At 65.1% G+C, this 22,667-nt stretch carries 25 protein-coding genes; 16 read left to right on the top strand and 9 right to left on the bottom strand.

The window, feature by feature from the left end; all coding sequences use genetic code 11:
* Positions 1–123 precede the first annotated feature (123 nt).
* Positions 124–678 carry an ActR/PrrA/RegA family redox response regulator transcription factor gene (locus QX039_RS14205; RefSeq protein WP_315715137.1) on the top strand — a complete coding sequence of 185 codons (555 nt, stop codon included), beginning with the start codon at positions 124–126 and terminating at the stop codon, positions 676–678.
* A gap of 21 nt (positions 679–699) precedes the next feature.
* On the opposite strand, the gene QX039_RS14200 is transcribed toward QX039_RS14205, so the two are convergent.
* The 3 genes from QX039_RS14200 to QX039_RS14190 form a co-directional block, all read right to left on the bottom strand.
* Positions 700–1,065: a hypothetical protein gene (locus tag QX039_RS14200; protein WP_315735343.1), complete on the bottom strand. Its 366-nt coding sequence runs from the start codon at positions 1,063–1,065 to the stop codon at positions 700–702.
* A gap of 205 nt (positions 1,066–1,270) precedes the next feature.
* Positions 1,271–1,567 (bottom strand): hypothetical protein, encoded by a 297-nt coding sequence (locus QX039_RS14195; RefSeq protein ID WP_315735346.1) that lies wholly within the window; start codon positions 1,565–1,567, stop codon positions 1,271–1,273.
* Positions 1,560–1,829 carry a hypothetical protein gene (locus QX039_RS14190; RefSeq protein WP_315735348.1) on the bottom strand — a complete coding sequence of 90 codons (270 nt, stop codon included), beginning with the start codon at positions 1,827–1,829 and terminating at the stop codon, positions 1,560–1,562. The genes QX039_RS14195 and QX039_RS14190 overlap by 8 nt, the downstream gene beginning before the upstream one ends.
* Before the next feature lie 506 nt (positions 1,830–2,335).
* Here QX039_RS14190 and QX039_RS14185 point away from each other — a divergent pair.
* The 3 genes from QX039_RS14185 (at position 2,336) to QX039_RS14175 (ending at position 3,201) form a co-directional block, all read left to right on the top strand.
* A complete protein-coding gene (locus tag QX039_RS14185) occupies positions 2,336–2,473 on the top strand; it encodes a hypothetical protein (RefSeq protein WP_315735351.1) in 138 nt (45 codons plus the stop codon).
* Positions 2,434–2,838 carry a hypothetical protein gene (locus QX039_RS14180; RefSeq protein ID WP_315735354.1) on the top strand — a complete coding sequence of 135 codons (405 nt, stop codon included), beginning with the start codon at positions 2,434–2,436 and terminating at the stop codon, positions 2,836–2,838. Before QX039_RS14185 ends, QX039_RS14180 begins: the two co-directional genes overlap by 40 nt.
* A gap of 102 nt (positions 2,839–2,940) precedes the next feature.
* Positions 2,941–3,201, top strand: a complete 261-nt coding sequence (locus QX039_RS14175; RefSeq protein WP_315735356.1) for a DUF1488 domain-containing protein — start codon at positions 2,941–2,943, stop codon at positions 3,199–3,201.
* 157 nt (positions 3,202–3,358) lie between these two features.
* Here QX039_RS14175 and QX039_RS14170 read toward each other — a convergent pair whose 3' ends face one another.
* Positions 3,359–3,841, bottom strand: coding sequence for an MmcB family DNA repair protein (locus tag QX039_RS14170; RefSeq protein ID WP_315735358.1), 483 nt, complete (start codon positions 3,839–3,841; stop codon positions 3,359–3,361).
* Between the two features lie 492 nt (positions 3,842–4,333).
* Here QX039_RS14170 and QX039_RS14165 point away from each other — a divergent pair, with 492 nt between their 5' ends.
* Positions 4,334–5,002, top strand: coding sequence for an MBL fold metallo-hydrolase (locus tag QX039_RS14165; protein ID WP_315773226.1), 669 nt, complete (start codon positions 4,334–4,336; stop codon positions 5,000–5,002).
* Positions 5,003–5,051: 49 nt separating this feature from the next.
* On the opposite strand, the gene QX039_RS14160 is transcribed toward QX039_RS14165, so the two are convergent.
* On the bottom strand, positions 5,052–6,527 hold the full coding sequence (locus QX039_RS14160) for a PHB depolymerase family esterase (RefSeq protein WP_315773227.1): 1,476 nt from the start codon (positions 6,525–6,527) through the stop codon (positions 5,052–5,054).
* A 442-nt stretch (positions 6,528–6,969) separates the two neighbouring features.
* On the opposite strand from QX039_RS14160, the gene QX039_RS14155 reads away from it, so the two are divergent.
* Entirely contained in the window at positions 6,970–8,211 is a 1,242-nt protein-coding gene (locus QX039_RS14155) for an LLM class flavin-dependent oxidoreductase (protein ID WP_315735365.1), read from the top strand.
* Positions 8,212–8,422: 211 nt separating this feature from the next.
* Here QX039_RS14155 and QX039_RS14150 read toward each other — a convergent pair whose 3' ends face one another.
* Complete coding sequence (locus QX039_RS14150; protein WP_315773229.1) at positions 8,423–8,608, bottom strand: hypothetical protein; 186 nt, start codon at positions 8,606–8,608, stop codon at positions 8,423–8,425.
* A 173-nt stretch (positions 8,609–8,781) separates the two neighbouring features.
* On the opposite strand from QX039_RS14150, the gene QX039_RS14145 reads away from it, so the two are divergent.
* Together QX039_RS14145 and QX039_RS14140 are read left to right on the top strand one after the other, a co-directional pair.
* Complete coding sequence (locus QX039_RS14145) at positions 8,782–9,093, top strand: hypothetical protein (protein WP_315773231.1); 312 nt, start codon at positions 8,782–8,784, stop codon at positions 9,091–9,093.
* Between the two features lie 219 nt (positions 9,094–9,312).
* Positions 9,313–9,471 (top strand): hypothetical protein, encoded by a 159-nt coding sequence (locus QX039_RS14140; protein WP_213737209.1) that lies wholly within the window; start codon positions 9,313–9,315, stop codon positions 9,469–9,471.
* Here the strand turns inward: QX039_RS14140 and QX039_RS14135 are convergent.
* Positions 9,452–9,757, bottom strand: coding sequence for a hypothetical protein (locus tag QX039_RS14135; RefSeq protein ID WP_315773232.1), 306 nt, complete (start codon positions 9,755–9,757; stop codon positions 9,452–9,454). The genes QX039_RS14140 and QX039_RS14135 overlap by 20 nt on opposite strands.
* A gap of 761 nt (positions 9,758–10,518) precedes the next feature.
* Positions 10,519–11,682 carry an IS110 family transposase gene (locus tag QX039_RS14130; RefSeq protein ID WP_315737887.1) on the bottom strand — a complete coding sequence of 388 codons (1,164 nt, stop codon included), beginning with the start codon at positions 11,680–11,682 and terminating at the stop codon, positions 10,519–10,521.
* A gap of 376 nt (positions 11,683–12,058) precedes the next feature.
* Here QX039_RS14130 and QX039_RS14125 point away from each other — a divergent pair, with 376 nt between their 5' ends.
* Positions 12,059–13,435: a cytochrome P450 gene (locus QX039_RS14125; RefSeq protein ID WP_315773234.1), complete on the top strand. Its 1,377-nt coding sequence runs from the start codon at positions 12,059–12,061 to the stop codon at positions 13,433–13,435.
* Between the two features lie 172 nt (positions 13,436–13,607).
* Here the strand turns inward: QX039_RS14125 and QX039_RS14120 are convergent, their stop codons facing one another.
* Entirely contained in the window at positions 13,608–14,450 is an 843-nt protein-coding gene (locus tag QX039_RS14120; protein WP_315773236.1) for an SDR family oxidoreductase, read from the bottom strand.
* 181 nt (positions 14,451–14,631) lie between these two features.
* Between QX039_RS14120 and QX039_RS14115 the strand changes: the two genes are divergently transcribed.
* The 7 genes from QX039_RS14115 to QX039_RS14085 all read left to right on the top strand — a co-directional run bounded on the left by QX039_RS14115 (position 14,632) and on the right by QX039_RS14085 (position 22,521).
* Positions 14,632–15,600, top strand: a complete 969-nt coding sequence (locus tag QX039_RS14115) for a sensor histidine kinase (RefSeq protein WP_315735382.1) — start codon at positions 14,632–14,634, stop codon at positions 15,598–15,600.
* A 192-nt stretch (positions 15,601–15,792) separates the two neighbouring features.
* Positions 15,793–17,571 (top strand): putative bifunctional diguanylate cyclase/phosphodiesterase, encoded by a 1,779-nt coding sequence (locus QX039_RS14110; RefSeq protein WP_315773239.1) that lies wholly within the window; start codon positions 15,793–15,795, stop codon positions 17,569–17,571.
* 132 nt (positions 17,572–17,703) lie between these two features.
* Complete coding sequence (locus tag QX039_RS14105) at positions 17,704–18,897, top strand: substrate-binding domain-containing protein (RefSeq protein ID WP_315773241.1); 1,194 nt, start codon at positions 17,704–17,706, stop codon at positions 18,895–18,897.
* A 66-nt stretch (positions 18,898–18,963) separates the two neighbouring features.
* A complete protein-coding gene (locus tag QX039_RS14100; RefSeq protein WP_315773242.1) occupies positions 18,964–19,728 on the top strand; it encodes an ABC transporter ATP-binding protein in 765 nt (254 codons plus the stop codon).
* A complete protein-coding gene (locus QX039_RS14095; RefSeq protein WP_315773244.1) occupies positions 19,725–20,447 on the top strand; it encodes an ABC transporter ATP-binding protein in 723 nt (240 codons plus the stop codon). Before QX039_RS14100 ends, QX039_RS14095 begins: the two co-directional genes overlap by 4 nt.
* The gene (locus tag QX039_RS14090) at positions 20,444–21,454 is read left to right on the top strand and encodes a branched-chain amino acid ABC transporter permease (RefSeq protein WP_315773245.1); all 1,011 of its coding nucleotides are present in this window, start codon (positions 20,444–20,446) and stop codon (positions 21,452–21,454) included. Before QX039_RS14095 ends, QX039_RS14090 begins: the two co-directional genes overlap by 4 nt.
* Positions 21,451–22,521 (top strand): branched-chain amino acid ABC transporter permease, encoded by a 1,071-nt coding sequence (locus QX039_RS14085; RefSeq protein WP_315773247.1) that lies wholly within the window; start codon positions 21,451–21,453, stop codon positions 22,519–22,521. The genes QX039_RS14090 and QX039_RS14085 overlap by 4 nt, the downstream gene beginning before the upstream one ends.
* Positions 22,522–22,667 lie beyond the last annotated feature (146 nt).

Here is a 22,667-nt window from a genome sequence, read left to right as displayed (position 1 = left end):
CCCGCGCGGCGTCACGCCGCAGACTGCGGCAACCCGCGATCTTGGCAGCGGCCGGTCGGCAGACCATATGAGGATGGACCAGACGTCTCGCAACCATCGAGCCTTCTTCTCAAGGATATGACCGTGGGCGCCATCGCCGAACTGACGAACCACCCGGACCGCTCTCTCCTCATCGTGGAGGACGACAAGCCGTTCCTGGAGCGCCTGTCGCGCGCCATGGAGACCCGCGGCTTCACGGTCACCTCCTGCGAAAGCGTCGCCGAAGGTATTTCACAGATCGGCAAGGCAGCGCCGGCCTTCGCCGTGGTCGACCTCCGGCTGGGCGACGGCAACGGCCTCGACGTGGTGTCGGCGCTGAAGCGCAAGCGCCCCGAGGCCCGCGCCATCGTGCTGACCGGATACGGCAACATCGCCACCGCCGTGACGGCGGTGAAGATGGGCGCCGTCGACTATCTCGCCAAGCCGGCGGATGCCGACGACGTCGTTGCAGCGCTGCTGTCGACCACCAGCGAAAAGTCCGAGCTGCCGCAGAATCCGATGTCGGCCGACCGTGTCCGCTGGGAGCACATCCAGCGCATCTATGAGATGTGCAACCGCAACGTCTCGGAAACGGCCCGCCGGCTCAACATGCACCGCCGCACCCTGCAGCGCATCCTCGCCAAGCGCGCGCCGAAGTAGGCTTTTGCGGCTCGTCCGCACTCAGTGCGACTTCACGAATGCCTGCAGCGCATGGAAGACGGTGCGCCGCGGATTGCGGCTGCACCAATTGCGCATCCAGCTGTCGACCTCGGTCAGATCGAGCTTGATCTGCCGGCCCTCGTCGCCGCGGTCCGCATTGATGGCGGAGACGTAGCCCATCATCCACTGCTGATACTTTGAGATGGCGTTGACGTAGGGGCCGTCGGCATTGCCGATCGCCTTGTAGGTGCCGGGCGGCTGCTCCTCGGCGGCGGTGATGAAGCGCTCGCAGGAATCGGCGCCCACGCCCAGGACGTAGAACGCCATCTCCTCCGCGCGAACTCCGGTCGCGTAGAGCAGTGTCAACGCCAAGAGCACCCGTCGCATCTGTCGTCCCTGTTCGCACCCCTCGGCTGGATACCGCTCGAGCCTTAAAAATGTTCCGAGATGTTGCGCCCCATGCGGGGCATTTATCGGGCAGAGAGGGGAAATTGCCGGGAGGGCGGGACAAGCGAATGTTGTTGCGCCAGCAACAGTCTTGGATCGGGCGGGGGATCCAAGGCCGGGCGGCGCCCCGATGCCCCGGCTCGCGTCAGCTCTCCCCCGTCAGCCGGGAGAAGTCGGCCAGGACGGCGGCGATCAGCTCCCGGTGCCTGGTATCCTGTTCCGCAAGGCTCGCGGCATACATGTTCAGGAGATAGCGCGCCTTCGCGGCGGCTTCCGGCCACGACGCAGCCGCGTTGGCGAGCAAGTGCTGCTCGAGAACAGCCTGCCGCTCGCGCAGGTCCCGCGCGTGACTTTCGGCCTCGGCCAGAGCGCGACGCAGGTCCACGGCCTTCTGCGCGCTCATCCCGCGGTGTCTGTCGAGATCGAGCGGTTCGTCAGTCATCCGACGCACTCGCGTCGACACGCTGCGCGTCTGCAAGATCGACCGAGCTGACGGACACCATCTCGACGGCCGCAGAGCGCGAGCCGGCGGCGGGCAGCATCATCATCGTCGCAACCCGACGGTAGGCAGCAAAGGACAATCCTTCGATCAGCTCCTCGTCCGTGACCACCTCGTAGGTGCCCTCGGGCAAGAGACGCTCGATGCTTCTGATCCGGAACGGATGTTTGAAGGTGACGAATTCGCGCCGCGAGCGGATGCTCATCTGCGCCTACCTTTCGCGACAGCCTCGCTGTCGCTTGTCGCAACTTCGAGCTCTTCGGAGCATGCGCCTTACGGCCGGCAATAGCCACCGCTTTCTCATCAGCACGACGTGACGAGCGGCCGGGCGTCATCGGACCGTGTCGCTGCGCTTTGGTGCTCGCTATTGCAGGAGCCAGGGTGTATCAATGGCGATCACCGCCATTCCGACGGCATTCATCGGTGACTGAGGGTCACGAGCGCTCCCGCCGCAAACACGCGAGGGACAGCCAATGCCGCAGTTTCGTCTGAGCGAGTGGATCGTTCCACCCATCATTGTGCCGCTTCTGCTGATCCTTCTCGCGCTCGCAACTGCCGCGCTGCATTCGTAGATCAGACCACCGTGCGCCCCGTCGGCAGCCGGTGGACGACGGCCACCCGGCCGATAGGCAGTGACGCCGCGCACGCAGGATCGACGCGGCGCCTTCGATGCGTTGAACCAGCTCCAACCCGAGCCGAGAGGAGATCGACATGGCCAAAGGTCAGCAAAAAGGCAATCGCGAAGCCAAGAAGCCCAAGAAGGAAAAGCCCAAGAGCATTGCCGCAGCGCCGAGCCAGAAGACCGGAGCATGGCAGCCGGATTTTTCCAGCGACAAGAAGAAGCGCTAGGAGATTTCCGGTCCTCATCAGTCTGGATGGTTCTCCCGCAAGGCCGCAGGGCCGCGCGCAATCAACGCCGCGCGCAATGCGGCGACGCGGCCGACCGTACTCGACAGCCCAAAGGACAGAACATGGCGCGCGAAACGATCTATTTCGTTCAGGCGTTCAGCGCCGGCCGGGGCGGACGCGCGAAAGCCGAGACGCCGATCGCCTGCAAGACGGAAGCGAGCGCGCTCCGGACTGCGGAACGACTGGTGTCGAGCAAGGCAGGCGTCGTCGCCTTCTCATCCTCGGGCGATCCCGACATGGGTGACTATGACGATGAGCCGACGGTCCTCTTCCGCCACGGCGAGTTGCCGTCGGCTTTCGATTGAGATGCGCGCAAACCTTTGTCGCCGGCGACCACCGCCGAACGACGCCCCTTGGATGACGTCCGCCCTATCGGCGGCGTCCTCCGAACCTGATCGGACACACACATGATTGAGTTTCCAAATCACAGCCGCTCCTATGACCGCACGCGACGTGCCGTACGGTTCTGGGGCTATGACAGCGCGATGGAAGCGTCGTTCTTCGTCGACGAGGGCGCGTTGAGACGCCTTCAACCCGACACCCGTCCGGACGAGTCGGGCTTTCTGACCGCGTTCGATTCCAACCGCGAGCGGATCTGCGCCGCCGCCGCCAGGGTCTATGTCCGCGGCAGCCGGGGATCCTACGATCTCGTCGCTGCCAATTTTTGACGGCGATGCCTGGCGATCGATCGGCCAGGCTGGTGGTGATGCGGATCGGCTCTCAGCGATGCTGATGTCTCTCATCTTGAGACTCGTGACCTGACGGAGCCTCTGTCACCTACCTAGGCGGGGAACCCCCGTCCAGTGGACCGCATTTGAGGATTCTCTAGAGGTCCGCGTGGCCCTGCGGGTCGATCAGCCGGTTGATCCGCTGCGCCGCCGCGAGCCCGAAGCGCACCGTCATGAGCTTGCGCGTCGGCGCCGGCAATCTGTGCTCTGGCGCCTCGCAATGCAGGTGGGCGCCATAGGCATCGGCCACGATCAGGCCGGTGTCCTGCGGAAAGATCTCGCACGGCAGATCCTGCGTGAAGGCGAAGAACAGCCGGTCGCAATGGGCACGGTAGTCCTCCCATTTGTGATCCGCGCGCAGATCCTCGACCGACGACTTGATCTCGACGATCCAGATCTCGCCGCGCTCGTTCAGCGCCACCAGGTCGGCGCGACGTCCCGACGGCAGCGGCAGCTCGCTGATGGTGGCAAAGCCGAGCGAGCGCAGCAAGCGCGAGGTGCCGCGCGCGATCGCCAGCGCCGTCTCGGATTGGCGGCGGTCGATGGGAACGAGGCTGATCCTGGCGGCTGACGATTCCATGCGCCACAGCATAGCCGATTCCGGGCGTCGCCCAAGCACGCTAATCACCGGGGAACCGGAACCTGACGCCAGCCTTCCGCTTAACAGACGGCCGCCCGCAGGGCGGCGCTCGAATCCAGGTCGACGTCGTAGCTCTGCGAACGTGACGACATGGCCGACGACAAGACTATGGATCACGGAGACATCGACCTCGGCGAAAAACGCCTGCACGTGCACGCGCCACCTTGGGTCGGACATCTCCGTCCTCAGAGACGCCAACAATGTCGCCTCGTCGATCCCGACCGGCATCGGCGTGTTGATCGTGGTCGCGGCGGCCGTCAGGCCGTCAGCCGTACTTTGCGGCCGACGAAGTGAAGATCGGCGACAGCCAGATCGCATCGACATCGAGCGTCAAGAGAGTGGTAGGCGATGGACGATGCCGGTGAAGTGTCAGGCCGCCGCACCGCGGTGTTTTTTGCTTGGCGCACTGCGAAAAATCGGCATGCTGGCGCCATGAGCGAGCGAGACCAGACCAAGGCGAAGGCCGGCGCGATGATCGTGCCCGTCACGCCGTTCGAGCAGAACTGCACCATCCTGTGGTGCGAGGCGACCCGGAAGGCGATCGTGATCGATCCCGGCGGCGACGTGCCCAACATCCAGGCCGCGATCGCGCAGGCAAAGGTCACCGTGGAGAAGATCTGGCTGACGCATGGCCATATCGATCACGTCGGCGGCGCGGCCGATCTGCGCGACGCGCTGAAGGTGCCGATCGAGGGGCCGCATGTCGCCGACAAGTTCCTGCTCGACAACGTCGTCACCAGCGGCGCGCGCTTCGGCATCACAGGCGTGCGCGATTTCACGCCGGATCGCTGGCTCGAGGAGGGCGACCGCGTCGAGATCGGCGAGCTCGTCTTCGATATCCTGCATTGCCCGGGGCATTCGCCGGGCAGCGTCGTGTTCTTCAACAAGGAGATGCGCTTCGCCCAGGTCGGCGACGTGCTGTTCAACGGCTCGGTCGGCCGCACCGATTTGCCCGGCGGCAGCCATGAGACGCTGATCAGATCGATCAAGGACAAGCTGCTGCCGCTCGGCGACGACGTCGGCTTCATCTGCGGCCATGGCGCCGGATCGAGCTTCGGCCAGGAGCGCATGACCAACCCATTCCTGACCGGCGACGTCTGACCCGCGCGTCCCTCGCGAGCGAGCTCTGAACGGCTGCGGTTGTGGCCGTCTACTTCAGGCCGGCCGCTTGCAGGGCACGGTCGATCACGGCAGCGACGTCGATGGTCCGGCGCCGCGGCCTGGCGCTCGCGCCACTGCCGTTGATCGAAGATTCGCCGGTCGCCGACTCCAGCCGTTTCGGCTCCGCGGGCTTGGAGACGGCCACGGGCTTGGACTCCGGCCTCTGGTCCGGCTTGGGCTTGGCCGCTTTCCGCGACTCGGATGCCGGCGACTGGGGCTCGACCTCGGGCTGCGGGACCGCAGCGGATGCCGGTGCAGAGAGCAGCATGCCGGTCGGCGACATTCTGGGCTCGACCACCTTGATCTCGGCCGGCTTGACGTCGACCGGTTCCGCAGTGGGCGATGGGGCGTCCGTCGCGCGTCGCAAGATCTTGGTGAAGGCCGGCACCGCCGAGATCGGCGACACCTGCGGGATCAGCTTCGTGCTCGGCGACGTCGTGGCCGCCTTGAGCGGACGAATCCAATCGGTGACGCCGAAGAATTTCGCGATGTGATAGGACGAGGAGATGCCGGCCTCGAGCAGGAACGGCCCGGCCTTGCCATAGCGCTTGTCGTTGGCCGCGATCCCGATCGGCGTGCCATGCGCCATGTTGGAGATCGTGAACGATTCCACCACGGTCTCGCCGTCGGCATTCCACCATTGCTCATGCGGATAGCCGTTCACCTCGGCCGCGGCCATCGGCGCCAGCGGCAGATGGTGCAGGTCCAGCCACTGCTTGACGATCTCGCCGGCATTGTCCGGATGCACGGTGTAGTCCGCTGTGCCGTGCCACACCGACAGCTTCGGCCACTTGCCGCGGTGGTTCGAGGCACGGCGAACGAGATCGCCGAGCTCGCCTGCGGGGCGCGCCGGCGGCATCCGCATCTGCAGGATCGCGTCGCGCATACTGCGCGCGGTGCCGAACGGCAGCCCGGCGATGACAGCGCCGGCAGCGAACAATTCGGGATGCGCCGAGAGCAGCGCCATGGTCATCGCGCCGCCCGCCGACAGGCCGGTGACGTAGATGCGCCTGGGATCGATGGCACAATCCGCCACCATGCGCGCAATCATCTGACGGATCGAGGCGACCTCGCCCTGATCACGCGTGATGTCTTCGGACTGAAACCAGTTGAAGCAGCGCTGCGGATTGTTGACCCGCTGCTGCTCCGGCAACAGCAGCGCGAAGCCGAAATGCTTGGCGAGCGTCGACCAGCCGGCGCCGAGATCGTAGTCGGCGGCGCCCTGCCCGCAGCCATGCAGCACGACGACCAGCGGCGCCAGCGGCTGACGCTGCGCCGGCACATAGGCGAACATCTTCAGGCGCCCAGGGTTGGTGCCGAAATGCTCGATCTCGATCAAGGGATTCTCTGGAGCGCGACGCGGCTGACGATGAAAATCGGCAAATCCGGTAATACTGTTCAGCTCGCGCAGCCGTCGCAAATACTCAACATTTTCGGCGAGGGACAACGGCAGCTCCTTAGGCATTCGCGTATTCACGGCAGCGGGTAGACAATCCACCATCACCCAGATGGTTGCTGCAGTGCAAAAGAAAAAGCCCACACCATCCCGGACGTCAGCAATTTGATTGCGAATTTCGGTCTTGCTGCGATCTAAATGCCACGCCGACGCGGCGCTTCACGCAGCAATCACCGAAATGCGAACCGAGCACCACGAATATCGCCGCTGGCGTGAACGCGACAGACTCCGCAACCGCAAAGGCCGACGACCGCGATTTGGAAATCATCATTCGAGCCACATCGCGAATCGACCATGTCAGCGGGAAGTGTGCCGTACCGATCGGCGATCAGTAAACAAACAAATGGCAGCCATGCACCGATCGGCATACGGGCCAAGGTGATTGCCTGACACCGATGCGCCAACTAGCCTGATCGGCAAGCAACAACGAATTCCGCTTGGGAGAAAACGCATGGCGCGGCTCAAATTCGGAGCGTTCCTCGCTCCGCATCATCCGATCGGCGAGCATCCGATGCTGCAATTCCGCCGCGACCTCGATCTGGTCGCGCAGCTCGACGAGCTCGGCTACGATGAGTTCTGGTGCGGCGAGCATCATTCCAGCGGCTGGGAGATGATCGCTTCCCCCGAGATGTTTCTCGCCGCCGCCGGCGAGCGCACCAAGCGCATCAGGCTCGGCACCGGCGTGATCTCGCTGCCCTACCATCATCCCTACAACGTCGCGCAGCGGATGGTGCAGCTCGATCACATGACCGGCGGCCGCGCCATCTTCGGCTCGGGCCCCGGCGCGCTCGCCTCCGATGCCCACACACTCGGCATCGATCCGATGACGCAGCGCGACCGTCAGGACGAGGCGATCGCCATCATCCGCCGCCTGTTCAACGGCGAGCGCGTCACCGCCAAGAGCGACTGGTTCACGATGAACGATGCGGCCTTGCAGATCCTGCCGTTGCAGGAGGAGATGCCGTTCGTCGTGGCCTCGCAGATCTCGCCGTCCGGCATGACGTTGGCCGGCAAATACGGCATCGGCATCATCTCGCTCGGCTCGATGTCGACGCAGGGGCTGATGGCGCTGCCGCAGCAATGGGAGTTTGCCGAGGACGCGGCGAAGAAGCACGGCACGACAGTGAGCCGCGCCAACTGGCGCGTGCTGCTGTCCTGGCACATCGCGGAGACGCGCGAGCAGGCACGGCGCGAGGCCGGCGCGGGATTGATGCGCTGGCACAACGAGTACACCGTCGGCACCCTGATGCGGCCCGGCCTGAAGGCCTTCTCATCGCCGGACGAGGCCGTCGACAAGACCGCCTTCGTCGAGGGCGCGGCGTCGACGATCGGCACGCCGGACGATCTCGTCAAGACGATCAAGAACCTGATGCAGGTGTCGGGCGGCGTCGGCCACATCATCGGCTTCGTGCACGACTGGGCCAACCCGGAAGCTTCGCGGCGCAGCTGGGACATGGTCGCGCGCTACGTCGTGCCGGAGATCAACGGCTACATCGACGGCCTGCGCCGCTCGCAGAAATTCGTCATCGAGAACCGCGCCATCTTCGACCGCGCCGGCCAGGCCGTGATGGCCAAGATCATGGACAACGACAAGGCCGCCGCCGCGCTGTCGCAGACGGGGCCAGGACGGATCGCGATTCCGGCCGTGAATGCCCCGGATCTGCAGGAGGCGGCGGCGAAACAGCGAGGGTGAGCGTGGGGCGAAGCCGCTCCGCGGCACGCGCAATATAGCGGCATTGAATGCTGCTAATTAGTTACTCGTCATGCCCGGGCTTGACCCGGGCATCCACGTCCATCCACCATGTCGAACGACGTGGATCGCCGGGACAAGTCCGGCCATGACGGCCCTAATGGTTGGACTCTAATATGGCGGCAAGGCGCAACTCGAACGGTCGAGCGCGTGACTACCTCACCGCCGCGACGAGCTTCCCGCAGTCGGCGATGGTCGCGATCTGCTTCAGCGTCTCGCGCAGGGCCGGCAGGTCGACCGGCTTCTGGAGTTGCGGGTAGACGACGAGGCCGAGCACGGTGGCGAGGCGGACATTCTTCGTCGCCGGCGGCGTCGGTGTCGGCTTCGACGACCGCTTCACCGCGCATGTGACGACGCGAACGAATACGGCGACGGTCGGCGTCGGCTACAAGTTCTGAGGCGCGGCTAGTCCTGAAGCGAGCGGTCGTGCGCTCGTCGATGACAGTGAGAACAGTCAAACCATGGGGCAGGCGAGGCTTGGCTCCAAACTGCTCGGGCGCTACTTTGAGCGCCATGCCCGCTGCCAAACCCCAGTGCCCTCCACAGCCGCCCGCTCCCTTGTCTGCTGATGAAGTCATTTTCATCAAGGACACGATCAAGCGCTTTTATGGCGACGACGCGATCGTGCGCAATTTCGGCCCAGACCCGGCCCGCACGGAATTGCACATCGAAACAGGCCGCGACATTGGAATTGCGCATTATGACTGCTGCGGCGTCCTGATGACCCGAATCGACCGCGACCAAATCGCTCTCGAGGTCTCGCGGCGAGGCATGCGGATAAAGGGCCGGGCCAAGCTCGCCTATCGCCAAGGCGTCGTGCTTTGAAATCGGCGCCTCGACGCGAACCGACGTTCGTGCGCGACGCGGCCACGCGCGCGGCAGACGACGCATAGGCGAAGCGAGCGTCACGAGGATTTTCTTAACCCCGCTCTGCCATTCTCGCGGCTAATCGCGCACGGTCTGCAAGGGGACCGCTCGCGCGTAGGACGCGTCAGGCAGCCCGTCGTCTCGACCCGGCGGGCTTTTCCGTGGGAAAGGTCGCCAATGTCACTCTCCTCAGCCAAGAACTACGCGCTGCGCGCCGAACGGTCGCAGGACCCCAAGGAGGCCGCCGACCTCCTGGCAAAGGCGATCCTGGAGCTGGCGGCCTCGATCGAGGCAACCGACGCCAAGGTGAAGAAAATCAACAAATCGGGCGGCTGACAGCCTTGGCGTCCGCGTCAGAACGCGTGGCGGCTTCTGACGGCGACGAGGCTTTATCGCCTCGAAAGATGATCCGCTGAACCTGCGTCGATCGATCGCCGATATCGCGGCGTCGCGCATCAACGACAGCAGAAGGCTGATGGCGACCGTCAGGCCCGACGGGCAAATCACTTCCAGCAAAACGTCTTGAGAAAAGAAACACCACCGCGCCGGCCTGCCGATCACAGGTCGATCGCCGCGAGACGGTGCGCGCCGAAAAACTCATTTCGCGAACCACCTCAATCACATCACCCCTGTCCAGTCCTGCGCGCAAAAATATTCCTGTTTCTCTTTATCAGAATTCATGCTTCTCTCCCACCGTCCCGTCTCGATAAGAGGGGCGCTTCGCGGTCGTCACGAACGTTGAGGCGGGATGCGGTGGGCGTGTCGATGTCGCAGCGTGGTTGATGCCGCGCGGACGAACGACGGCGATGCGCACGGTCAAGTCGCGTGGTCCTGGCACCCCGATGCTGGTGTCCTGCGCAGTGCGCGCAAGCGCGTTGTCGCTCACGGTGGCCAGAAAGCCCGGCGCACCGAGGAGATCGCGAAGCAGCCGTCAAAACCATCGCGCGGGGAATGCCGGGATGCCTCGGCTGAACCTTGTATGGGGAGTAAGTTGTCAAGAGGGGCGTCGTTTGTTGGGGGCGGTCTTTGGCGCCAAGGAGAGGCGCGGTCAAGGCTGGCCGAAGGCCACCGCCGGAGGCGGCGCGTCAGCGGCCTTGAGCGCGACGAGCTTGGCGCCATCATGGCGCGCCCGCAACGCGCGGTGTCGCGATGGCAGGCCGGACGTGATGCGAGGATTGGGCCGTGAACGACAATGCGGAACGACCGCATCACCTTGTATCCGGTCGGGCGCGAGGCCCGGTACCCTGATCTTTCATGCACGGGGGAAGGTAAGGCCCAGTCAAGACGGGACCCCTCTGTGAGAGCGGGAGGTTTATGCCCCCGGTTCAGCACGGTCACGCGTCGGTCCTGGCTCACGTCGGCTGTCATGGCGCGCGCAGCCGTTTACGAAGTTGGACGCAGCACGGCGCCTTCGGGAACAACGCCGGTCACCAGATAGCGCCACAGCGCCACCATCAGCTTGCGTGCCAGAGCGACAATGGCAATTCGCCGGATGCGTCCCTTGATGTCGCGCACCCGCTCGCGGAACCAGCGTGTCAGTGCGCTGTCCGGCTGATGAACGGTCCATAGCCACGCCAGCTCGACCGCGAGCTCACGGGCGCGCCGGTTGCCGGCTTTGCTGATGCCCTGCTCACGGCTGCGCTCGCCACTGTCATAGGGCGTGCCGGTGAGACCAAAGTAGCTGCCGACCTGACGACGGTTGTCGAAGTCGCGATAGAACACCTCGTTGACCAACTTCTGGCCGCCGACCGGGCCGATGCTCCTGAGATCCATGAGCTGCATGATCCTGGCTTCCGGCGAGCCGGGCCGAGCGGCGCACAGCTCGGCTTTGCTTTTGGCCTCGAGCTCCTTGAGCTGCCGTGCCACCAGGCACAGTCGCTCGTGTTCGCGCACGATCTCTTCCTTGAGCCGCACCGGCAGTGGACGACCGTCGCCAGTGCGCAGGCTGGCAAGGCTTTCCAGGAACGAGCGATCGAGCGGGTGGACGTCGCGAATGCCCTGGCCGTGCAGCAGTCCCTTGATGCGGTTGCTGTGAGCCGTGCACTCCTGGATCAGGCGATCACGTTCACGGGTACGGCGCTTGCGATCCTCATCCTCGACGCTTGGCACGTGGACGATGCTGCAGACCCGAGGCTCGCCCCGCAAATGGGCGAGGAACGCCCGCATCAGCTTCTCCAGATCGATCCGGTCGGTCTTGGCGCGCCGGGCACGACGGTTCACCTCGATGCTGGAAGGGTCGACCTCATGATTGACGATGCCTTGTCCGCTCAGCCATCGGTGCAGCCAGTGGCCATCCAAGCCTGCTTCGTAGCATGACAGGATGCGCACCGGCCGGCCGCCCCCGGCAGCCGCAGCCTTCTTGCGCATGTCCGCAAGCCGGGCCGCCAAGGCGGCCAAGTCACCGCCGCCGATCGTGTACCGGCTCAGTTTCTGCGAGCCAGGAAGCAGCACGCCGAGCTTCCATTTCGCTTTGCTCAGTTCAAACGCGAGGTAAACCGTGGCATGCTCCGCCGCGGCGGGTGTGTCAGTGCGATCGAGCTTGATCATCTTGATCCTCCGAGGGCCGGATGGTTCGGAAATCCAATCCTAACCCTTCTTGACCACCCGCCGCCCCATAGGATCTGTGGTACCTGCCGCCTGCATTTTTTTCTGCAGGCGGGCCATGGGTGCGGCCAGCGCCCGGCATTCCCCGTGCCCTCTGTCTGCAGGAGGGCGGAATATTCCATCCCTCGGACGCATCAACGCGCCGCGAGATCGCAGCCGCGTGCGACGCAGCACAACTGGCGGATCATGAGACACCGGAGCGTATTGCATCAGGGCCGCAACCGCCCGACAATGCAGGCCACGGTGTCTGCCACTGTGCCACTGACCGAAACGAAGTCAGATCCGAGACACCGGCCATCAGACGAGAGGAAGCCCCGCGATGTCGATGCAGCATGTGGTCTCTGATGCGATCAGGCTGACCCCGCCACGGCGCAATTCACTCACCCATATCCCCGGCGACGAAGGCTGGCCGATCATCGGCAAGACATTCGAGACGCTCGCCGACCCCAAGGGTCACGTCGAGCGCAACGCCAGGAAGTATGGCCCCGTCTACCGCACCCACATGTTCGGCGACGTCAACGTCGTGCTGCTCGGCCCCGAAGCCAACGAGCTTGTGCTGTTCGACCAGGCCAAGCTGTTCTCGTCGGCGCATGGCTGGGGCCACATCCTCAATCTGCTGTTTCCGCGCGGCCTGATGCTGCTCGATTTCGAGGAGCATCGCATGCACCGCAAGGCGCTGTCGGTCGCCTTCAAGGCCGGGCCGATGAAGTCCTATCTCGCCGGCCTCGACCGCGGCATCGCCGCACGCGTCGCGCAGTGGAAGGCAAATCCGGGCGAGATGCTGTTCTATCCCGCGATCAAGCAGCTGACGCTGGATCTCGCGGCGACGTCCTTCCTGGGGAGCGAGATCGGGCCCGAGGTCGATGCGATCAACCGCGCCTTCGTCGACATGGTCGCGGCCGCGGTGGCGCCGATCCGCCGGCCGCTGCCGGGTACGCAGATGGCGCGCGGCGTCAAGGGCCGCCAGCGCATCGTCGCCTATTTCTCCGAGCAGATCCCGCTGCGCCGCGCGCGCGGCGACGGCGAGGACCTGTTCTCGCATCTGTGCCGCGCCACCGACGACCGCGGCGCGCTGCTGTCGACGCAGGACATCGTCGATCACATGAGCTTCCTGATGATGGCCGCGCACGACACGCTGACCTCGTCGATCACCTCGTTCGTCGCCCAGCTCGCCGCGCATCCAGAGTGGCAGCAGAAGCTGCGCGACGAGGTCGCGAGCCTCGGCCTTGCAGAGGGCGATCCGATGAGCTCGGAGCATCTGGAGAAGATGAAGCTCACCGAGATGGCGTTCCAGGAGACCTTGCGGCTGATGCCGCCGGTGCCGTCATTGCCGCGCCGCCCGGTCCGGGACTTCACCTTCAAGGGCTATGCGATTCCCGCCGGCACCGGCGTCGGCATCAATCCGATGTTCACGCATCACATGCCGGAGATCTGGCCCGAGCCCGAGCGCTTCGATCCGATGCGCTTCACCGACGAGGCCCAGCGCGGCCGCCACCGCTTCGCCTGGGTGCCGTTCGGCGGCGGCGCGCATATGTGCCTCGGCCTGCACTTCGCCTACATGCAGGTGAAATGCTTTGCGCGGCATTTCCTGTCCAACATCGAGGTCTCCTTCGCCCCCGGCTATCAGCCGAGCTGGCAGGTCTGGCCGATCCCGAAGCCGCGCGACGGGCTGAAGGTGATGCTGAAGGCGGTGTGACCGGCGCGCATTGATACAGCAAGGGCGCCAAGGATCTTGGTTTGTTGCGGACGCTTTCCTCCTCGTCTTCCTCCTCGTCATGGCCGGGCTTGACCCGGCCATCCATCCTGCTGCAACTCGCGGATGAGAGACGTGGATGTCCGGGCATGACGAAATGTATACTTCGCCGTCCCTACTCCGCCGCATCCCCCAACAGCTTGCGCATCGCCTGATAGCCCTGCTGCTGCTGGGTCCAATTGCGGCCGCCGGTGATGGCGCCGTCGATGACGAGATCATGGCCGTTGATGAAACTCGCTTCGTCGCTGGCGAGAAACACCGCGGCGTAGGCGATGTCGTCGGGCAGGCCGGCACGCGGAATCGGCTGCGCCGTGGCATAGGCGTTGCGGATCGTCTCCGGCGTCTTCTCGGCGGCCTCGGTCGACAGACCGAGCGCCTTGCCGAAGATCCCGGTGGCGATCAGTCCGGGCGAGATCGAGTTGACGCGCACGCCGGACTCGCCGAGCTCCATCGCCACGCATTTCGTCAGATGGATCACGGCCGCCTTCGCCGTGCTGTAGACCACCGAGGTCGAATAGCCCGCGAGCCGGCCGGCGATCGAGCCGTTGTTGATGATGCTGCCGGCGCCTTGCCGCTTCATGTGGGGCGCGGCGTATTTCATGCCGAGCATGACGCTGCGCACCAGCACCGCCATGGCCTGGTCGAAGCGATCGGCGTCGAGCCCTTCGATGCCGCCGGTCTGCGCCGGGCCGCCGGCATTGTTGAACACGCAATCGAGCCGGCCGAAGCGCTCGGCCGCGCCATCGATCAATGCCCGCATCTGCTCGTCGACGGTGACGTCGGTCTGCCGGAAGACGCAGTCCGCTCCGAGCCGGCGCGCCAGCGCCTCGCCCTCGGCGCTGCGCCGGCCTGCAACGACGACCTTCGCCCCCTCGGCCACGAAGATCTCCGCCGTCCGCAGCCCGATCCCGCTGGTCGCGCCCGTGATCACGGCGACCTTGCCCTCCAACCGTCCCATTCCCTGCTCCTTCCGTTGTTGCTGCGTGCTCATTCTTGGCGACGGAATAATAAGCGCCTGAGTTCCGCCGCGGAACCATCATCGTGCGCGCCAACCTGCAACACACGCAAGGCGGCTTCCATCAACCGGACAAATTACCGCCACGTCGGCCTTAATTTGGTTGCGCAGTTGAGGCTCATGGATGTCCATGACGCGACTCATCGACGACATCAAGCGGATCTGGCGCGGCGAGCAGCAGCCTTCCCTGACATGGAGCTGCATGTTTGCAGCGATGTGCCTGCTCGCAGCCACGGCGATCCGCTACGGCATGGCGCATCTGCGGCCCGACGTGTTCTTCACGCCCTACATGGCGGCCGTCTTCTTCGCCACCGCGATGGGCGGATCGGGCGTCGGCCTGGCAACGGCGATCGCAGGCGCAGCGCTCGGCCTGACGCTCGATTTTGGCGGCGGTCCGGCCGATGGCGCCCGGCTCGCGCTGATGGCGATGTATATGGTCGTGGCGATGCTGGTGATCTGGGGCGTCGATCACTACCGGCGCCTGGCCGGCAAACAGCGCGAGATCGCCCGGCGCCTCGCCCAGGAGGAGCAGTATCGCAAGCTCCTGGTCGACGAGCTGCATCACCGGCTCAAGAACAAGACCTCGACCATTCACGCCGTGCTGCATCAGGTGCTGTACGACCAGCCGCAGGTGTGGAGCCGCATCGACCAGCGCATCCGCGCGCTCGCGACCGCCGACGACCTGATCGCGCGCGCCGACGGACAGGGCTGCGACCTGAAGGATCTGCTGGTCTCGGAGCTCGGGCCATATGGCCATGTCCGCTTCGAGCTCAACGGCCCGCCGCTGTTCCTGCCTGCCAAGCTCGCCGTCAGCCTCGCTTTGATCTTTCACGAGCTTGCGACCAATGCCGGCAAGTACGGCGCCTTTGCTTCGCCGCGCGGCTTCCTTCAGGTGTCGTGGACGATGCAGGAGGACCGCCTCGATCTGACCTGGGACGAGGCCGGGGGTCCACCGATCGGTCCGATCGGCAAGCCCGGTTTCGGGAGCAAATTGCTGAAGTCCGTGCTGTCATCGTTCGATGGCAGGACCGAGACCAGGTTTCTCGAATCCGGCCTTCACTGCACCTTGCAGTGTCGCGTGCCACCGAACTGAACCGGCCGCCGGGGCGGCCATTCCTGCCTACGACTTTCGCCGCATGCGTGCGGCCGCGTCGCTACTCCGATTCACGAACGGTTAATGACGCCGCGGCACAAAGCTCCGTCATTTCCAATACTTGGCTCGCGCGTTCCGTGTTTCTACGTAGCGCTTAACTAAAATGAAGCGGGAACTTTGCACAATCGGCGCATGTACAGCAGCGACCGATTCAACTTTTCCCCCGGGCCGAACGAGGGGCTGGGCTCGACCGAGGCCGAGCTGCGCTTCCTGCGCAGCGTCCTCAGCCAGCTGCCGTCGGGCGTCACGGTCCAGGACGAGCACGGTCGCTTTCTGCTGGTCAACGATACGGCCGCCGTTCAGCTCGGCGCCGCCGCCAACAGCATCGACGGCCTCTCGGCGCCGCATCTCCATAACCGGCGCACCGCCTGCCGCGAGATCCTCGGCCGGGGGCGAACGGTGGTCGGCGAGGAAAAAGTGGCAGGCGAGCGCGGCGCGCAGACCCTGCTGACCGCGCATCGACCGGTCCGCATCGGTGGCCAGGTCGTCCTCATCTCCAGCTCGGCCGACATCAGCGAGCAGAAGGAGTTCGAGGACCAGCTGTTTCGGGCCGCCTATTACGACGAGCTGACCGGCCTGCCGATGCGCCGCGTGGTCGAGCATCGCGCCGACCATCTGGTCCGGCGCGGCCAGGTCGACGGACGCTTCGCGCTCGCCTTTCTCGATCTCGATAATTTCAAATACATCAACGACTATTACGGCCACGCCACCGGCGATGCGCTGCTGGTCGAGCTCGCCAAGCGTATCAGCCGCGACCTGCGCGAGTCGGACCTGCTGTCGCGTATCAGCGGCGACGAGTTCCTGCTGCTGCTGCATCCGATCGAGCGCGCCGAGGAGGTCGCCGAATTCCTCCAGGACATGGTGAACCGCCTGAACGCGCCCTTCTTCATCGACGGCGCCGAGGTATTCGCCTCGGCGTCCGTTGGCGTCAGCCTGTTTCCCGAGCACGGCGCGAGCTACGACGTGCTGCGCCAGAACGCCGATCTCGCGATGTATCGCGTCAAGAACGGCGGCAAGGGCGCACTGGCCTTCTTCTCGAGCGCAATGGAGCACGAGGCGCTGGCGCGCATGAAGGTCGAGCAGTCGCTGCGGCTCGCGATCCTCGAAAAGCGCTTCTGCTGCGCGTTCCAGGCCAAGGTCGATATCCGCACCGAGGAGATCAAGGGCATCGAGGCGCTGGTGCGCCTGCGCGACAATGAAGGCGTGATCCAGGCTCCCGGCTCTTTCATCAATCTCGCCGTCGAGCTCGGCCTGATCGACGAGCTCGCCCATCTCGTGCTGGCCGAGATCGTCAAGTCGATCGATCTGATCAACGACGCGTTTGGACCCGAGGCGACGATCAGCATCAACGTCGCGGCAAAACAGGCGTCGAATCCGGAATTCATGCAGCCCTTCGCCCGGGCGATTGCAGCAACCGGCTTTCCCAAGCGGTTCATGATCGAGGTCACCGAGGACGCGTTCGTGACCCGCAGCCATTTCCAGGACGAGATCGTGCCGCTGCTGCGCGGGATCGGCGTCGGCATCTCGATCGACGATTTCGGCATCGGCTATTCGTCGCTGTCGGCGCTCGCCGACATCACGGCGGACGAGATCAAGATCGACCGTTCCTTCATCACCGACATTCATAAGCGGCCGCGCAGCCAGGGCATCCTGCGTGCGATCGAATCCCTGAGCGAGGCTCTGGGCATGACGGTGATCGCGGAGGGCATCGAGTCGTTCGAGGAGCTCGCCTATCTGCAGGCCGCGACCAAGATCCGCTATGCGCAGGGCTACTACTTCTCGCGTCCGATCTTCCTCGAGGAGCTCAAGCCTGCGGCCCCGCTTGCAAGCGAAGCGCGCATCAGTCTCGCCAGTCGCCCTGTGCAGGAAAATCGCCAGGCCTATGCGCGCAGCAGCCGCTATCGGCGCTGAGTTTTAGAAGGAAAAGCCCTCCGGCCCGAGGAATGAGCCGTCACGGGGTGCCGCCGAAAGCGCCTTGACCCAGGCCGAGCCTGCACACTATCAGTTGCAGACAACAGCCGCCGGTAGCTGGGAGGAAGGCTCGTGAAGACGTCACATATTCTCAAAGGCATTGTTTCATCGCTGACTGCAGCCCTGCTGGCCACCGCCGCCCAGGCCGACGATCTGAAAATCGCTCTCATCTACGGCAAGACCGGCCCGCTCGAGGCCTATGCCAAGCAGACCGAGGCCGGTCTTCGCCTCGGCTTCGAATATGCCACCAAGGGCACCAACATGATCGACGGTCGCAAGATCGTCATCATCACCAAGGACGACCAGGGCAAGCCCGATCTGTCGAAGGCCGCGCTCTCCGAAGCCTATCAGGACGACGGCGCCGACATCGCGATCGGCACGACCTCCTCGGCCGCAGCGCTGGCCGACCTGCCGGTCGCCGAGGAGAACAAGAAGATCCTGATCGTCGAGCCGGCGGTGGCCGACCAGATCACCGGCGAGAAGTGGAACCGCTACATCTTCCGCACCGGCCGCAACTCCTCGCAGGACGCGATCTCCAACGCGGTCGCGATCGGCAAGCCCGGCGTCACGGTCGCCACCCTTGCGCAGGACTACGCCTTCGGCCGCGACGGCGTCGCCGCCTTCAAGGAGGCGCTGGCCAAGACCGGCGCGACGCTGGGCGCCGAGGAATATGTGCCGACCAGCACAACCGACTTCACCGCCGTCGGCCAGCGCCTGTTCGATGCGCTGAAGGACAAGCCGGGCAAGAAGATCATCTGGGTGATCTGGGCCGGCGCCGGCGATCCGCTCACCAAGCTGCAGGACATGGATCCCAAGCGCTACGGCATCGAGCTGTCGACCGGCGGCAACATCCTGCCGGCGCTCGCCGCCTACAAGCGGCTGCCCGGCATGGAAGGCGCCACCTACTATTATTATGACATTCCCAAGAACCCCGTGAACGACTGGCTGGTGGCAGAGCACCAGAAGCGCTTCAACGCACCGCCGGACTTCTTCACCGCGGGCGGCTTCTCCGCGGCGATGGCGGTCGTCACCGCTGTGACCAAGGCCAAGTCGACCGATACCGAGAAGCTGATTGCGGCGATGGAAGGCATGGAGTTCGATACGCCGAAGGGCAAGATGATCTTCCGGAAAGAGGATCACCAGGCGCTGCAAAGCATGTATCACTTCCGCGTCAAGGTCGACCCGAACCTCGCCTGGGCTGTCAACGAGCCGGTGCGCGAGATCAAGATCGACGAGATGACCGTCCCGATCCGCAACAAGCGCTAGACGCTGACATCCGTGCCCGGCCCTCGCGCCGGGCACGTTGGCGTTGGTATTGAGACAGCTGGCGACATGGCCCTCACCCTCGAAACCCGTGACCTCACCATCCGTTTCGGCGGTCATGTCGCGGTCAACAGTGTCAGCTGCAGCTTCCGGCCGGGCGAGCTGACCGCGATCGTCGGGCCCAATGGCGCCGGCAAGACGACCTATTTCAACCTGATCTCCGGGCAGCTGCGTGCGTCCTCCGGCTCCATCCTGTTCGATGGCAAAGACATCACCACTCTCTCGGCTCCGCTGCGCACCCGCGCCGGGCTGGGACGTGCGTTCCAGCTCACCAACCTGTTTCCCAATCTCAGCGTTGAGGAGAACGTGCGGCTCGCCGTCCAGGCGCAGAGCGGCGTGCACTATGACCTGCTCCGCCCCTGGATGGCGCGGCGCGACCTGATTGCGCGCGCTGATGCGATCCTCGACCAGGTCGCGCTCGGCGGCCGCCGCAGCGTCACCGCGACGACGCTGTCGCATGGCGACCAGCGCAAGCTCGAGGTCGCGCTGATGATGGCGCTCGAGCCGAAGGTTTTCATGTTCGACGAGCCCACCGCCGGCATGAGCATCGACGAGGTCCCTGTCGTGCTCGACCTGATCGGCAGGCTCAAGCAGGACAAGAGCAGGATCATCCTGCTGGTCGAGCACAAGATGGACGTCGTGCGCTCGCTCGCCGACCGCATCATCGTGCTGCATAACGGCCAGCTGGTCGCCGACGGCGAGCCGGCGGAGGTCATCGCCTCGCCCATCGTGCAGGAAGCCTATCTCGGCGTCGCGCCGCGGAGCGCGGCATGAGCACGCTACTGAAGCTTGCGGGCGTCGAGACCTATATCGGACGCTATCACATCCTGCAGGGCGTCGACTTCGAGGTGCCCGAGGGCCAGACCACGATGCTGCTTGGCCGCAACGGCGCCGGCAAGACCACGACCTTGCGCACCATCATGGGGCTGTGGCAGGCGAAGACCGGCACCATCACGCTCGCGGGCGAAGCGATCGAAAAGCTCGCGACGCCCGACATCGCGCGGCGCGGCGTCGGCTACGTGCCAGAGAGCATGGCGGTGTTCTCCGACCTGACGGTCAAGGAGAACCTGGTGCTGGCGGCGCGCAACGGTCCGCTCGACGATGCCCAGCTCGCCTGGATCTTCGGCTTCTTTCCAGCCCTGAAGAAGTTCTGGCTGTCGCGCGCCGGCAGCCTGTCCGGCGGCCAGAAGCAGATGCTGTCGATCGCGCGCGCGATCGTCGAGCCGCGCAAGCTGCTGCTGATCGACGAGCCGACCAAGGGCCTGGCGCCGGCGATCGTGGTATCGCTGATCGAATGCCTCAAGGAGATCAAGCGCCGTGGCGCCACGATCCTGCTGGTCGAGCAGAATTTTCACGCCGCGCGCGAGCTCGGCGACCAGGTGCTGGTGATGGACAACGGCACCATCGTCCATCGCGGCGAGATGGCCGCGCTCGCGGCCGACGTGCCGCTGCAGGAGCGCCTGCTCGGCCTCAGCCTGGAGGCGCATCAATGAGCGAGATCGCGGCAACCGATGCGCTGCCCAAGCCGAAGCGCGACATCGCGCCGCTGCTGCTGCCGGTCGTGCTGGCGCTCCTGATGATCCCGCTGGTCGGGTCAGCGAGCTCCTGGGTTACCCTGACGGTTGCGAGCCTCGCGATGGGCATGATGATCTTCATCATGGCCTCGGGCCTGACGCTCGTATTCGGCCTGATGGACGTGCTCAATTTCGGCCACGGTGCCTTCATCGCCGTCGGCGCCTACGTTGCGACCCTGGTGCTGCTGCCATTGGCGGGCTGGGCCCAGTCCGACTCGCTGCTGACCAATCTCGCCGTCCTCGTCCCGGCTGCGCTGCTGTCGATGGGCGTGACCGGCGCGCTCGGCCTGGTCGTCGAGCGCGTGCTGGTGCTGCCGGTCTACGGCCAGCACCTCAAGCAGATCCTGATGACCACCGGCGGCCTCATCGTTGCCGAGCAGACCCTGTATGCGTTGTTCGGCCCGCAGATCATTCCCATGCCGCTGCCCACGGCGTTGCGTGGATCCTTCATCATCGGCGACGTCGCGATCTCGAAATACCGGTTGCTGGCCATGCTCGTCGGCTTCGCGATCTTCGTCGCCATCGAGCTGGTGCTGAACCGGACCAAGATCGGCCTGTTGATCCGCGCCGGCGTCGAGAACCGCGAGATGGTCGAGGCGCTCGGCTATCGCATCCGCCGGCTGTTCCTCGGCGTGTTCATGACCGGCTCGGCGCTGGCCGGCGTCGGCGGCGTGATGTGGGGGCTGTATCGCGAGCAGGTGCATGCCTCGATCGGCGACGAGCTCACCGTGCTGGTATTCATCGTCGTGATCATTGGCGGGCTCGGCTCGATCACCGGCTGCTTCATCGGCGCGATGCTGGTCGCGATGGTTGCCAACTATGGCGGCTTCCTGGTGCCGAAGCTCGCCCTCGTCTCCAACATCCTGCTGATGGTCGCCGTGCTGATGTGGCGGCCGCGCGGCCTCTATGCGGTGACCAGCCGATGATGATCCTGTCCGGCGACCCACCGCGCAGCCGCGCGCTGTCCATCCTGCTCACCGTCATCATCCTGGCACTGCTGGCGACACCCTTCATCTTTCCTGGCGCCAAGGCGCTCAACGTCGCCGCCAAGATCTGCATCTTCGCCGCGCTGGTCGCGTCCTACGACCTGCTGCTGGGCTACACCGGCTCGGTGTCGTTCGCGCACACGATGTTCTACGGCATCGGCTCCTATGCGATCGCGATCGCGCTCTATGGCCTCGGCCCCAATTGGACCGCGGTCGCGGTCGCCGTCGCGGCCGGGCTGCCGCTCGCATTGCTGCTGGCGCTCGCGATCGGCCTGTTCTCCCTGCGGGTCGAGGCGATCTTCTTTGCCATGATCACGCTCGCGGTCGCCTCGGCCTTCCTGGTGCTGGCGTCGCAATTGTCGTGGCTGACGGGCGGCGAGGACGGCCGCAGCTTCCAGCTGCCGGATCTGCTGCGCCCGGGCACGGTGTTCATCGGCAAGGAGTGGTTCGGCTTCCCGATCAACGGCCGCATCCTGACCTATTACCTGGTGCTGTCAGCCTGCGCGCTGATGATCCTGGCGCTGCTGCGCGTCGTCAACTCGCCGTTCGGCCGCGTGCTGCAGGCGATCCGCGAGAACCGCTTCCGCGCCGAGGCGCTCGGCTATCGCACCGTCTTCCATCTCACCTATGCCAACTGCATCGCGGCCATGATCGCGGCCTGCGCCGGCATGCTGAACGCGCTCTGGCTGCGCTATGCCGGCCCCGACACGTCGCTCAGCTTCTCGATCATGCTCGACATCCTCCTGATGGTCGTGATCGGCGGCATGGGCACGATCTACGGCGCCATCATTGGGGCTGCGATCTTCATCCTGGCGCAGAATTATCTGCAGGCCCTGATGGGGATCGCTTCGACCGCGGCGGCGGACGCCGGACTGCCGTTGCTGCCCGGCCTGCTGCACCCCGACCGCTGGCTGCTGTGGCTCGGCCTCCTGTTCATCGCCAGCGTCTATTTCTTTCCGACCGGCGTCGTCGGGCGCCTTCGCAACAAGCCGGGCGCGGCGCGCTGAGCTGCAAGTACCCTTAAAATTCCGCGCTGCGGCGCCGCCGCAGCTTCGGTCGCACGGTATTCGCATGCGGAAATTATCGTTTGCCGCGAAGTTTCGACGCGCGCTTAAGCGACGGCTAACCGCATTTCCTAACCGGTCCGGCACCA

Origin of the sequence: Bradyrhizobium sp. SZCCHNR1043, assembly GCF_032489675.1 — a bacterium.
Taxonomy (GTDB): domain Bacteria; phylum Pseudomonadota; class Alphaproteobacteria; order Rhizobiales; family Xanthobacteraceae; genus Bradyrhizobium.
The sequence above is the reverse complement of the archived record's forward strand: the minus strand, read 5'-3'. Positions and strand labels throughout refer to the sequence as shown.